We start from the raw sequence: 13,051 nt of genomic DNA on the forward strand, positions 1-13,051 counted from the left end.
ATGTTTCACGTGAAACATTCGAACCTCTATAATGACGGCAGCGCTCGCTGCTTCTAGAGAAAGGGAACGTCTTGAAATTCAGCATCAACCAATCGGAATTGCAGAACGCGTTGTCCGTGGTGCTCAAGGGCATCGCAACCCGATCGACGCTTCCCATTCTGTCGGGCATCTACCTCGACGCGCACGACGACACCCTTACGCTTCAAGCGACCGACCTCGAGCTGTCCATCCAGTACTCGGTTTCGGCGCTCATCGAGGAGACGGGCAAGGCCGTGGTTCCCGGCAAGCTGTTCTCCGAGATCGTGAAGAACCTGCCCGACGCAGCCGTGCACGTGGCAGCCGAGGACGACTCGGCGGTCATCACGTGCGACACGGCGTCGTTCTCCATCAAGACGCTCGACGCGGAGGACTTCCCCGGATTCCCTCACGTGGACGTGCAGCAGGAAGTGTCCATTCCCTTCACGCAGTTCGCTTCCATGGTGAAGCGCGTGGCGCGCGTGGTGTCGAAGGACGAGAGCCGCGCCATCCTCACGGGCGTGCTGATCACGCTGGAGGACACCACGCTCAAGATGGTGGCCACCGACTCGTATCGCCTCGCCATCACCGAAGCCGAGCTTCCCGAATCCAGCGCCGAGGAGTTCCAGGCGGTCATCGCGGGATCGTTCTTGCAGGAGATATCTTCGCTGCCGCGCTCGGAGGACGACCTCAAGCTGGCGCTGGCTGAGAACCAGATCGTCGTCACGTACCACGACACCGTATTCATCAACCGCCGCCTGGAAGGCAACTTCCCGAACTACCGCCAGCTGCTGCCCGATTCCTACGCCACGCGCGTGAGCATGGACGTGGGGCACCTCGTGGCCGGCGTGAAGCGCACGTCGCTGCTGGGACAGACCAGCTCGCCGGTGCGCTTCGACATCAATATGGCGTCGCAGACCGTGCAGCTGTCCGCCGTGGCGCAGGACGTGGGTTCGGCCCAGGAGACGCTGTCGTGCGAGGGCGAAGGCGAGGACGTGGAGATTGCGTTCAACTACGCCTACGTGCTGGACGGGCTGTCCTCCGTGAACACTGACAACGTGTTCCTCGAAGTGCAGTCATCCATGAAGCCCGGCATCTTCAAGGCGGACGAGGGCGAGAACTTCCTGTACCTCGTCATGCCCGTGCGCATCGCGTAAGGACGCGCGCGGCATATCGTGGATCTGGCCATCGCCCATATCTCGTTTCTGAACTTCCGCAGCTACGAGGCGTTCGATCTCGACGGCATCGGTCCGCTCACGGTGCTCGTGGGACCGAACGCCGCGGGGAAGACGAACGTCGTCGAGGGAATAGGCCTGCTGACGGCGCAATCGTCGTTTCGACATGCGCCCGTCGACCAATTGGTGCGCGCCGGGGCTCCCTTCGCGCGCTTGACGGCCGACGTCACCGACGGCAGCCGTCAGCTTGAGCTGGCGGTACAGATGGCCGAGGGCAAGAAGAAGCACCTGCTGAACGGGAAGCCCAAGCGCACAGCCGACCTGAAGGGCCTCGTACCGTCCGTGACGTTCACGCCCGACGACCTGGAGCTGGCGAAAGGGGCCATGTCGGTGCGCCGCGCCGCGCTGGACGCGCTGGGCTCGCAGCTGTCGGCCAACCACTACCTCATCCGGCGCGATTACGAGAAGGTGCTGCGCCACAAGAACCGCCTGCTGAAGGACGAGGCGCCGGCTGCGCTGGTGGGGGCGATGAACGAGACGCTGGTCACGTGCGGCGCGCAGCTTTCGTGCTACCGCGCCGCGCTGTTCGAGAAGCTGGCGGCTTCGATGGCGTCGTACTACGCTGAGATCACCGACGGGCATGAGCGGCTGGACGCGGGCTTCGTCCCTTCGTGGGAAGAGCACGATCCCCTTTCGTTCGCCACGCGCACGTTCGGGCGCGACGAGGCGCGCGAGGCGCTGGCGGATGCGCTTGCGCGCCGCGGCGGCGAGGAGCGCGTGCGAAAGCGGGCGCTCGTGGGCCCGCATGCCGACCGCATCGAGTTCTTCATCGACGGCAAGAACGCCGCCCTGTTCGGCAGCCAGGGGCAGCAGCGTTCGGTGGTGCTGGCGTTCAAGCTGGCCGAGGCCACGCTGATCCAGGACATTTTGCGCCAAAAGCCGGTGCTGCTGCTGGACGACGTGATGAGCGAGCTGGACGCCGCGCGCCGCCGCGCGCTGGTGGCGTTCATCTCGGGCGACATCCAGACGTTCATCACCACGACGAACCTCGCCTACTTCGACGACGACCTGCTGGGCGGCGCTCGCATCGTAGAGCTGGAGAAACCGCGCAAAACCGGCGAAATGCCTGACGAGGATCGAATGTTTCACGTGAAACATTCGCCGATCGACGCGCAACCGGCGCGCGGGGAGGCCGAAGAGCGCGACGGGCAGCCGTCCGATCCGGCCGAACAACCTTCGGCGCGAATCGAGGGGGACTCATGAGGAAGCTGGGCGAGAGCATCAACGAGCTGATGGCCGCGCTGGCCGCCGGCGACGACGCGTCGCGCAAGGCGCAGCGCGCCGCCGCCGTGAACGTGGCGTGGCGCAACGCGGTGGAGGCCGTGTACAAGGATGCCGCGCAGATGGTGCTCGACCACGTGAACGCCGTGTACATCATGGCCGCCGACGAGGTGGTGAAGGGCGCGACGACGAAGGCGTCGCATACGGGCACGGGCGCGCAGCTGGTGGTGTACGCCGACGACAGCCTCATCCGCTCGGATCTCGATGCGCGCCAAGAGTTCCTCAAGATGAAGTTGAAAGAACAAGGCGAGCACGTGGAGACGTTCAAGATCCTGCCTTCGCGCTTCGAAATGAAGGCTCACCATCCCTTCCGCCGCGCGGAAGAGGACGGTGCCGTCGAGCGCGCTGCGCGCGCGAGTCGCGAGGAAACCCCGCGCACGCCTTTGTCGCCCGAAGAGGAAGCTGCTCTCGAAGCCAGCGTGGGGGCGGTGGAAAGTCCCACGGTCCGCAGGGCGCTCGAGAGGGCGATACGTGCCGATAAAAATCGCATTTAGCGGTTCGATGCGAAAAATAATGATCGAATACGAGATCGCGGCTCGTACGGCTTCTAAAACCCTTCATACTTGATGGATTTTATTGGTATCAAGGCATGGTTATGGTAGAATTTTCAGGTTAGCGCGAATCAGCGCTGCACTCACACATCGCACTATAAAAGGAGCATGTCAGTGGCAAACAAACCTGACCATTACGACGGTTCTGACATTCAGGTCCTCGAGGGCCTGGAGGCGGTCCGCAAGCGTCCGGGCATGTACATCGGCTCGACGGGTCCTCGCGGCCTGCACCACCTGGTGTACGAGGTCGTCGACAACGCCGTCGACGAAGCGCTCGCCGGATACTGCGACGAGATCAAGGTGTGGATCCATCAGGACAACTCGATCTCGGTCGACGACAACGGGCGCGGTATCCCGATCGACAAGCACCCGAAAGAGAAGATCCCCACCGTCGAGGTGGTGCTCACCATCCTGCACGCAGGCGGCAAGTTCGGCGGCGAGGGCTACAAGGTGTCCGGCGGCCTGCACGGCGTGGGCGTCTCCGTCGTGAACGCGCTGTCTTCCCGCGTGGAAGTGCAGGTGCGCAAGGAGGGCAAGGAGTACTTCATCGGCTTCGACCACGGCAAGACGTCCGAGAAGCTGCGCGAAGTTGGCCCCACGAAGCGCGGCAACGGCACGACCGTGTCGTTCTGGCCCGACCCGGAGATCTTCACCGAGACCACCGTGTACGATTTCGACACTCTGGCGAACCGCTTCCGCGAGATGGCGTTCCTCAACAAGGGCCTCAAGATCGTGCTGTACGACGAGCGCGTCACCGATGCCGACGGCAAGCCGCGCACCGAGGTGTTCCAGTACGCCGGCGGCATCGTCGACTTCGTGAAGTTCCTGAACGAGGGCAAGGAAACGCTGAACAAGCCCATCTACTTCGAGGCCGAGAACGACGACGGCACCGTTGAAGTGGCCATGCAGTGGTCCACCTCGTACTCCACGAACTCCGTCATGGCGTTCGCGAACAACATCAACACGCACGAAGGCGGCACGCACCTCGACGGCTTCAAGCAGGCCGTCACGCGCACCATCAACGAGTACGCCCGCTCGAAGGGCATCCTCAAAGAGAAGGATTCCAACCTCTCCGGCGACGACACGCGCGAGGGCTGCGCGGCCATCGTGTCCGTGAAGCTGCACGACCCGCAGTTCGAGGGCCAGACGAAGACGAAGCTGGGCAACACCGAGATCCGTCCGCTGGTGCAGAACGCCGTGACCCAGGGCCTGGCCGAGTACCTCGAGGAGAATCCGACCCCGGCCAAGCGCATCATCGGCAAGGCCACCCAGGCGCTCAAGGCTCGCGAAGCCGCCCGCAAGGCGCGCGAGATGACGCGCCGCAAGGGCGTGCTGGACTCGTTCGCGCTGCCGGGCAAGCTGGCCGACTGCTCGTCCAAGACCCCGGAGAACTCCGAACTGTTCATCGTAGAGGGCGATTCCGCAGGCGGCTCGGCCAAGCAGGCCCGCGACCGCAAGACGCAGGCTATCCTGCCCTTGCGCGGCAAGATCCTCAACGTTGAGCGCGCGGGCTTGCACCGCTCGCTTTCCAGCGACACCATCAGCTCGCTGATCACGGCTATCGGCACGAACATCGGCGACGACTTCGACGCCGACCAGTCGCGCTACCACCGTATCATCATCATGACCGATGCCGACGTCGACGGCGCGCATATCCGCATCCTGCTGTTGACGTTCTTCTACCGCTACATGCCGGAGCTCATCAATCGCGGCTACATCTACATCGCACAGCCGCCCATCTTCGGCCTCAAGAAGAAGAACTCGCGCTCGCCGAAGATCGAGCGCTACATCTACGACGAGAGCTCGCTGGGCTCGGTGCTGGCCGAGTACGACGATCCGAACAAGTTCGACGTGCAGCGCTACAAGGGCCTGGGCGAGATGGACCCGGATCAGCTGTGGGAGACCACGATGGAGCCGGCTACCCGCACGCTTCTGCAGGTGAGCATCGACGACGCCGCCGAGGCCGAGCGCGTGGTGAGCGACCTCATGGGAGACCAGGTGGAGCCGCGCAAGGAGTTCATCCAGAAGCACGCGCGCGACGTCCGATTCCTGGACATCTAGCGTTCTGGTGGTCTGACGACCGCCGGAATACCTCGCTGACTTACTACGCCAACCTGTAAGGTAGGAGATTTATGGCAGACAACAACGATTCTTTCGACGAGTTCTTGAATCGCGCCGAAGAGGATTACGACGCGGGCGACATCGAAGCGGCCGAGGCCGGCGACGAAGACGACGTGCTGAACGACGTCGAGGGCGGTGAGGACGAGTCGCGCCCCGGCGCGTTCGTGTCCGAGGAGAACAAGGCGCGCTCGCTGATCGACATGTCGTCGATCGCGAACCCGCACGGCTCCATCGTCGAAGGCGCCAACGGCGGCGAGGGCACCATCGTGCGCTCCGCCTACCTCGGCAAGGAGATGCAGACGTCGTTCCTGGAATACGCCATGAGCGTCATCGTCTCGCGCGCCCTGCCGGACGTGCGCGACGGCTTGAAGCCGGTTCACCGCCGCATCCTGTACGCCATGAACGAGTCCGGCTACACGCCGAACCGCCCGCACATGAAATCGGCCCGTACGGTCGGCGACGTCATCGGCAAGTACCACCCGCACGGCGACTTCGCCGTGTACGACACGATGGTGCGCTTGGCCCAGCCGTTCTCGATGCGCGTGCCGCTGGTGGACGGCCACGGCAACTTCGGCTCCATCGACGGCGACGGCGCGGCGGCCATGCGTTACACCGAGTCCCGTCTGGACAAGGTGGCCATGGAGCTGCTGCGCGACCTGGACAAGGAAACGGTCGACTTCCAGCCCAACTACGACGAGAGCCTCGAAGAGCCCACGGTTCTTCCCGCGCGCTTCCCCAACCTGCTGGTGAACGGCTCGCAGGGCATCGCCGTGGGCATGGCCACGAACATCCCGCCGCACAACCTGGGCGAGACCATCGACGCCACGTGCCTCATGCTGGACAACCCCGACGTCACCACCGAAGAGCTGATGAAGGCGCTGCCCGGCCCGGACTTCCCCACTGGCGGCATAATCATGGGCAAGAAGGGCATCCGCGACGCGTACGAGACGGGCCGCGGCTCGCTGACCGTGCGCGCGAAGTGCAAGGTGGAAGAGGGCAAGAACGGCCGCAGCTCCATCGTGGTCACCGAGATCCCCTACCAGGTGAACCGCCAGCGCCTGCTGGAAAAGCTGGGCGAGCTGGTGCGCGAGAAGAAGCTGCCCGAGATCAGCAACATCCACGACGGCGCCGACCGCCACGGCATCGACATCATCATCGACCTCAAGAAGGACGCCATCCCGCAGGTGGTGCTGAACAAGCTGTACAAGCACACGCAGCTGCAGGTGGGCTTCGGCGTGATCATGCTGTCGCTGGTGGACGGCGCGCCGCGCGTGCTTTCGCTGAAGGAGATGCTGCACTACTACATCGCGCACCAGGAAGAGGTCATCGTCCGCCGTACGCGCTACGAGCTGGCGAAGGCCGAGGAGCGCGCGCATATCCTCGAAGGCTTGATCATCGCGCTGGACAACATCGACGAGATCATCCACATCATCCGCTCGTCGCAGACCGACAAGGAAGCTGCCGAGCGCATGACCGAGCGCTTCGCCTTGACGGACAAGCAGACCGCCGCCATCCTCGAGATGCGCCTGCGCCGCCTCACCGGCTTGGAGCATCAGAAGATCGAGGACGAGCTGAAAGAGCTGCTGGAGAGGATCGCGTACTACAAGCGCGTGCTCTCCGACGACCAGCTGGTGCACGAGATCATCAAGGAAGAGCTGCTCGAGGTGAAGAAGAAGTTCGGCAGCCCGCGCCGCACGCTCTTGTCCGAGGCGGCGAAGGACCTCGACGTCGAGGATCTCATCGCCGAGGAGAGCATGGTCGTCACGATGACGAAGGCCGGCTACGTGAAGCGCCTGCCCGTGGCCACCTACCGCCAGCAGAAGCGCGGCGGCAAGGGCATGTCGGGCGTGAACCTCAAGGACAACGACTACGTCGAGCACCTGTTCGTGGCGTCGACGCACTCCTACATGCTGTTCTTCTCCACGAAGGGCAAGGTGTACCGCCTGAAGGTGTACGAGCTGCCCGAGGCGTCGCGCCATGCGCGCGGCACGGCCATCGTGAACCTGCTGCCGCTTGAGAAGGGCGAGACCATCTCGGCCGTCATCGCGACGAAGGACTTCCCGTCCGACGAGTATCTCATGTTCGCCACCGAGCACGGCATGGTGAAGAAGACGTCGATGGACCTGTACGACCGCACGCGCCGCGACGGCCTGATCGCCATCAGCCTGAAGGACAACGACCGCCTCATCTCGGTGAAGCGCGTGGCTCCGGGCGAGAAGGTGCTCATGGTGTCCAGCGCCGGCAAGGCCATCATGTGGGACGAGGGCGAAGTGCGCGCCATGGGCCGCGACACCATGGGCGTGCGCGGCATGAACGTGCCGCCCATCGCCAAGGTGCTGGGCATGGAGATCGCGCAGCCCGACACCGACCTGTTCGTCATCACCGAGAAGGGCTACGGCAAGCGCACCCCCATCGCCGAGTACCCCGAGCACCATCGCGGCGGCCAGGGCGTGTTCACCATCACGATGACCGAGAAGAAGGGCCTGCTGGCCGTCATGAAGATCGTCGCCGAAGACGACGAGATCATGATCATGTCCGAGGAAGGCGTGTGCGTGCGCACCCCGGTGTCGGGCATCTCCGAGCTCGGCCGCTCCACGCAGGGCGTGTGCGTGATGAAGACGGCCGACAAGGACCGCGTGACCGCGGTGGCCATCTCCAGCCGAGGCAAGAAGAAGAAAGCCTCCGGCGCGCAGGTGGAAGGCGAGGAGCTGGACGAGAACGCCATCGACGAGCTTGAAGACGGCGCCGAAGGCACCGCCGAGATCGAGAGCGTCGAAGAAGCAGAGAACGCGGAAGGCGACGAAGAGTAGAAAACAGCCTCCAGCGTAACCTTGAACGCCCCGCCTCGCATCCTGCGAAGCGGGGCGTTCTCTTTTTGGCGCGCCGCGCTGCTACCCAGCGAATGTTTCACGTGAAACATTCGCTCCCGCACTGCACCTGTCACGCGCCCGAATGTTTCATGTGAAACATTCAGCCTCTTTCGCGTTATCGCTTGCGGCTCTCTTCGTTCGCGATGTTTCACGTGAAACATTTTCTTTCCCTCTGCCTCATGAATGCGAAAAACATGAAGGAACCCGCAGCCCCCTGGCGGGTTGTTGACGTGCCGTATACTGCACGCCTCATGACTGTTATCGACGGCCGCCAACGCGGCCGTTCATGCGAAAGGAGGACGGAAACCCATGTATCGAGCAGCTGCCGCGCAAGCGGCGCGCCTGTCGTCGAAAGCGCGCGGAGCCGCGAAGCGCGCGCAAACGACGCGCCGCGAACGCGCCCTGCGTTCTCCGGCGGAGAAAACCACAGCCGGCGACGTGTTCGTGCTTTCCGTCCCGCTGTTCGTGGAACTGTTCATGCAAATTATGATCGGGAACATCAACCAATTTATGCTGGCGCCGCTGGGAACCGAGCCGGCCGCCGCGGTGGGAAACGCGCTGCAGATCCTCAACATCGTGACCATCGCGCTGTCGGCCATGGGCACGGCTTCCACCGTGCTCGTGACCCGCGTGCTGGGGAAATCGTCGGCGACCAGCAAGGTGTCGGAGATCGCCACTGTGGCCCTCGTGGTGAACGTAGCGCTCGCGGCGGCCATGACCGCGGTGCTGTTCCTCTTTTGGCCGCAGTTCTTCTCCTGGCTGCACATCGACGGGTCCATCACGGGAATGGCGTCGTCGTTCCTGCTGATCGTCGGCTCCACCACGGTGGTGCAAGGCGCGTTCTTCGCGTTCACGGCTTTGCTGCGCAGCTACGCGCGCGGCGCCGACGTGATGCGCGCCAGCCTGGCGATGAACGCGGTGAACATCGCAGCCAGCGCCGTGCTCATCGGCGGCGTCGCGTTCGTCCCGGCGTTCGGGGTGGAAGGCGCGGCGGTAGCGAACGTGGTGGCGCGCGTCGCAGGCCTCGCGGTGGCATGCCGCCTCGTGCTGCGCCATACCGATGTGCGCATGCGCCTGGCGTACCTGCGCCCGTTCCCCTGGAAGACGCTTCGGCGCATGCTGGGCGTGGGCATCCCCTCGTCGGGCGAGCAGATGAACTACGACCTCGCACAGATCGTCATCCTGTCGTTCATCAACGTGCTGGGCACCACGGTGGTCACCGTGAAGGTGTACTGCTCGATGATCGCGGGCATCGCCTACCTGTATTCCATCGCGTTGTCGCAGGCGACGCAGATCGTGCTGGGGTATCTGTTCGGCGCGGGCAAGTTCGATGCGGTCGCGCGGCGCGTGTGGGTGGCCGATCTCATCGCCGTGGCGCTGACCACCTGCGTGTCCACGCTCATCTGGATCAACGCCGACGCGGTGTTCGGCCTGTTCACCGCCGATCCGATGGTGCACGAGCTGGGTCGCCAGGTGCTGCTTGTGGAGATATTCCTGGGTATCGGGCGTGCGCTCAACATCGTGATGGTAAAGGCGCTCATCGCGGTGGGCGACGTGAAGACCCCGGTGACGGTGAACGTCATCTCGTCGTGGATATTCGCGGTGGCAGGCGGCTATGCGCTGGGAATCGGCTTAGGCTGGGGCATCGTGGGCATGTGGGTGGCCATGTGCGTGGACGAGTGGCTGCGCGCCGGGTTCCTGCTGGTAACGTTCGCACGCGGAGGATGGCGGCGGCGCGCTCAGGAGCGGCGGCCCGAGCCTCGGCTCGAAACGCCTCCGGATGCCGTGGAGACTCCGGCCGTGTCGTACGCGAAGCCGTCGATGTTCGTGTTGAAGAAGCCCAGCGCAACGGGCCGTCCGAAAGAACCGGGCGCCGTCAGCCTGTCGGCGATTATGGGGCTGGCGCTGGCCGACGACGGGGGCTTGACGCATGGGATCGTTCAGGCCGTCATCGATGCCTTGACGGCACTGTGGTAGGCGGCGGAAAGCTTTCCGCCGGCTGAATCGGTCAGCCCTCGAAATCTTCCGGGGCGAGACCTTCGAGAAACTTTTTGAACTCGGACAGTTCGGCTTCGCTCGCTTCCGGTTCCGTCCGCCTCAGCACATAGGGGAACGAAGCACGCTCCAGCACATCCTCCTCGATATAGATGGGAGCTTTCTGCCGCACGGCCAGCGCCAACGCGTCGCTCGGGCGCGCGTCGAGGTCGATGAGGCGGTCGTGCTGGCGCAGCGTGAGCCGCGCGAAGAACGTCGCACCCTGCACGTCGTTGATGACCACGTGGTCGATCTGCGCGTCGAGGTTCGTCAGCGCGTCGAGGAACAGGTCGTGCGTCATCGGCCGCGAGAACCGCGCTTTTTCCAGCGCGATGCCCATTTGCGTCGCTTCGTTCACGCCCACCCAGATGGGGATGATGCGCGACTTTCCTTCTTGGACGATCTCCTCTACCGGTTGCAGCACGATGATGGACGGCGACGGCGCCGCCGAGACGATCAGCGTTTGAACGGTAACGGGAATCATCGGCACTCCTCCTCGGGTTTCTTGCGTCGCGTCGCGCGCGGCCGGCCTACCGATTATAGCGCTTCGGCAGGGTCGCCGGTCGCATCGCCGTGGCGTTTCGGTTTCAAGATACGGACGGTCGTGTTTTCACGCGAGCCTTCAGCAGCTGCTCCATGCTTCGGTACGCGGGCGATTTTGCTCCTTGAGCGTGATGAGGCAAAGAGGGATTGCCTTCGCATCTTCGCTTGCGAGGGGAACCATCCGGCTGCGGGGAAGCGTCTCGCCAAGCGGGGCGATGTTCACCATGAAGCACACCGCGTGCTTGACGTAGAACTGGCGCGGCGCGTCAAACGCGAGCGGTTCGACAATCGGCGATTTCAGCCCGTCTTCGCGGTACATGACCAAGATGGATTCGTTGAAATGGTCGAACGTGCGCGAAGATATCACGCGGTAGGGCTCCAGCTGTTCGAGGGATACGGCGTTTTGGCGGGCCAGAGGGTGATTCGCAGCCATGCAGATTCCTGCGGGAACTGTTCCCATGGGGAAGCAATCGAAGCCGGGGCGGTCGAGCGGCCCTATGGTGATGAGCGCATCGCATGACCCCGCGCGAAGGGCGTCAAGGCCGGCTTCTCCTGTTCCGATGGATGTTTCGGTTCGGGCGTTCAGGTGCTTGTCGAAGAACGCAGCCATATTAGCGCGGGCTTTCGCGTTGTTGCAGAACGCCGGTGCGACGAGGAACAGCCGGAGTTTGACGGGTTTTTCGTCACAGGACTCGCTTATCAGCTCCAACTCTCGAAACGACGAATCGACTTCGGCGGCCTTTTCCAGGAACGCCTCGCCGAGGGGCGTGAGTTCGATGCCTTGATGGCTGCGATCGAACAAGTTCTCTCCGAATTCGAATTCGAGGTCTGCCATCGACTTCGACACTGCCTGCACGGAAATGCCGTGCTCGCGAGCGGCCGAGGACAGGCTGCCGCGATTCGCGACGCTGACGAAGTACTTGATCTGTTTGATGTTCAATGAAGCGTTCCTCTTCCGATGCCAAGCCCGGTGCTTGGTCTTAGCGTACCATGCATCGGAATGCGCACCCGAGTGCACGGCTCTCGAGTTGGAAAAAACGCTGCCGTTACCGGATATTCAAAAACTGGTAAGAAATATTCAAAAAGTGCTTGACCGAACTTAGTGATTCGACGTATAGTGATCAGGCACTTTTTTTGGGCCCGTAGCTCAGTTGGTTAGAGCGCACGCCTGATAAGCGTGAGGTCGCTGGTTCAAATCCATTCGGGCCCACCATTTTTTGCAATAAACGCTCCACCGTGAGCCGAGTTAGCCGGTGGAGCGTTTATTAATTTCTAGACGCGGTTTTATGCAGTTCGCGACTAGCCAAAGAATGTGCAACTTGGGGCATTAGCTCAGCTGGGAGAGCGCGGGCTTTGCAAGCCTGAGGTCAGGGGTTCGATCCCCCTATGCTCCACCATACGTTATTCATCCGAACCCCCGCCGAGAGGCAGGGGTTCGTTGCTTCTGGTCATGATCGGTTGAGAGCCCTGCCGCGCGCGTTCAACTCTCAGATAACACTGTGCGTACCCGGTCGGAGAACTCCGTCGCCCGGTTCCGACTCGCGAACTTATGAGCTCGCTGTCGAAGGGACTTCTCTTTACCGAAGATGTTTCACGTGAAACATTTGTTCGTTTATCATGAGTCATTGTGACAAGTGTTTCACGTGAAACACAGCCTCCCGCGGTTTCGCGCTGCGCTCTTTTCCCACGTGCATTCTGTGAGCGCAAGCCGGAAACATCGCGATCGTGCAGGTGGCATGGTAGAATCCTGCTTCGGATACCAACCGCGAAACCGGCACATGGGGAGCTATGAATCGAACGGAAGCACTGCGCATTTTAGGACTGGACGATGATGCCACGCCCGAAGATGTGAAAACCGCCTACAAGGAAACGGTGCAGATCCTGCATCCCGACCGGTTCGCCAGCAACAAGAAGCTCCAAGATCGCGCGACTGAGCAGTTCAAGAACCTCCAAGAAGCATACGACTACCTGACCAGCGGAAAAGGCTCGCGCACCTCCGCTCGCGATCCGCGCGCCGCTGCCGAGCGCGCCCGCAGCTACACGTCGTCCAACCAGGTTGAGGCGCGCATGGCCGGCGTAGCCGCCGCACGCACGCAGCTGGTTAAGCAGCGCGATGTGGCGCTTGACGAGCGTCGTAACGGCATTGCCATGACCGCTATCGGCGGCATCGTGGCGCTGATAGCCGGCCGCCGGCCGTTCGGCCTGTTCGGTATCGTTGCCGCCATTGCAAGTGCCGCCGCTGTGTGGGGCATCGTGCAGGTCGTGTCGTCCCAGAGAACCATCGCCACGCTCAACGAACATATCGCCGAGCTCAACAAGGAAGAGCGCCGCCTCGCCGAGGAGTTGGACGACGTGTAGCCGCCGTACTTCGCCGGCGGTCGTCTCTCCTTATCGTCCCGAT

The 13,051-nt window shown here is 63.0% G+C and carries 9 protein-coding genes and 2 tRNA genes; 9 read left to right on the forward strand and 2 right to left on the reverse strand.

The genetic code is table 11. The features are described from left to right. Positions 1 to 71: 71 nt before the first annotated feature. The 6 genes from dnaN (at position 72) to HMPREF1023_RS07430 (ending at position 10,050) form a co-directional block, all read left to right on the forward strand. Positions 72 to 1,172 (forward strand): DNA polymerase III subunit beta, encoded by a 1,101-nt coding sequence (dnaN, locus tag HMPREF1023_RS07405; RefSeq protein ID WP_009305587.1) that lies wholly within the window; start codon positions 72 to 74, stop codon positions 1,170 to 1,172. 18 nt (positions 1,173 to 1,190) lie between these two features. Next, the gene (locus HMPREF1023_RS07410; protein ID WP_009305588.1) at positions 1,191 to 2,453 is read left to right on the forward strand and encodes a DNA replication/repair protein RecF; all 1,263 of its coding nucleotides are present in this window, start codon (positions 1,191 to 1,193) and stop codon (positions 2,451 to 2,453) included. Further along, positions 2,450 to 3,025, forward strand: coding sequence for a hypothetical protein (locus HMPREF1023_RS07415; RefSeq protein WP_009305589.1), 576 nt, complete (start codon positions 2,450 to 2,452; stop codon positions 3,023 to 3,025). The genes HMPREF1023_RS07410 and HMPREF1023_RS07415 overlap by 4 nt, the downstream gene beginning before the upstream one ends. 165 nt (positions 3,026 to 3,190) lie before the next feature. Next, positions 3,191 to 5,143 (forward strand): DNA topoisomerase (ATP-hydrolyzing) subunit B, encoded by a 1,953-nt coding sequence (gyrB, locus tag HMPREF1023_RS07420; protein ID WP_157011223.1) that lies wholly within the window; start codon positions 3,191 to 3,193, stop codon positions 5,141 to 5,143. 71 nt (positions 5,144 to 5,214) lie between these two features. Next, complete coding sequence (gene gyrA / locus HMPREF1023_RS07425; RefSeq protein ID WP_009305591.1) at positions 5,215 to 8,013, forward strand: DNA gyrase subunit A; 2,799 nt, start codon at positions 5,215 to 5,217, stop codon at positions 8,011 to 8,013. 369 nt (positions 8,014 to 8,382) lie between these two features. Beyond that, the gene (locus HMPREF1023_RS07430) at positions 8,383 to 10,050 is read left to right on the forward strand and encodes an MATE family efflux transporter (protein WP_009305592.1); all 1,668 of its coding nucleotides are present in this window, start codon (positions 8,383 to 8,385) and stop codon (positions 10,048 to 10,050) included. Positions 10,051 to 10,081: 31 nt separating this feature from the next. On the opposite strand, the gene HMPREF1023_RS07435 is transcribed toward HMPREF1023_RS07430, so the two are convergent. Both HMPREF1023_RS07435 and HMPREF1023_RS07440 read right to left on the reverse strand, forming a co-directional pair. Next, positions 10,082 to 10,591, reverse strand: a complete 510-nt coding sequence (locus tag HMPREF1023_RS07435) for a bifunctional nuclease family protein (RefSeq protein WP_009608949.1) — start codon at positions 10,589 to 10,591, stop codon at positions 10,082 to 10,084. Between the two features lie 138 nt (positions 10,592 to 10,729). Further along, positions 10,730 to 11,590, reverse strand: a complete 861-nt coding sequence (locus HMPREF1023_RS07440) for a LysR family transcriptional regulator (protein ID WP_009608933.1) — start codon at positions 11,588 to 11,590, stop codon at positions 10,730 to 10,732. A 196-nt stretch (positions 11,591 to 11,786) separates the two neighbouring features. Here HMPREF1023_RS07440 and HMPREF1023_RS07445 point away from each other — a divergent pair. The 3 genes from HMPREF1023_RS07445 to HMPREF1023_RS07455 all read left to right on the forward strand — a co-directional run bounded on the left by HMPREF1023_RS07445 (position 11,787) and on the right by HMPREF1023_RS07455 (position 13,008). Next, positions 11,787 to 11,863, forward strand: a tRNA-Ile gene (locus HMPREF1023_RS07445). A gap of 108 nt (positions 11,864 to 11,971) precedes the next feature. Further along, positions 11,972 to 12,047 (forward strand) — tRNA-Ala (locus tag HMPREF1023_RS07450). Between the two features lie 391 nt (positions 12,048 to 12,438). After that, positions 12,439 to 13,008 carry a J domain-containing protein gene (locus HMPREF1023_RS07455; RefSeq protein ID WP_009305595.1) on the forward strand — a complete coding sequence of 190 codons (570 nt, stop codon included), beginning with the start codon at positions 12,439 to 12,441 and terminating at the stop codon, positions 13,006 to 13,008. Positions 13,009 to 13,051 lie beyond the last annotated feature (43 nt).

The organism is Eggerthella sp. 1_3_56FAA, assembly GCF_000185625.1.
Lineage (GTDB): Bacteria > Actinomycetota > Coriobacteriia > Coriobacteriales > Eggerthellaceae > Eggerthella > Eggerthella lenta.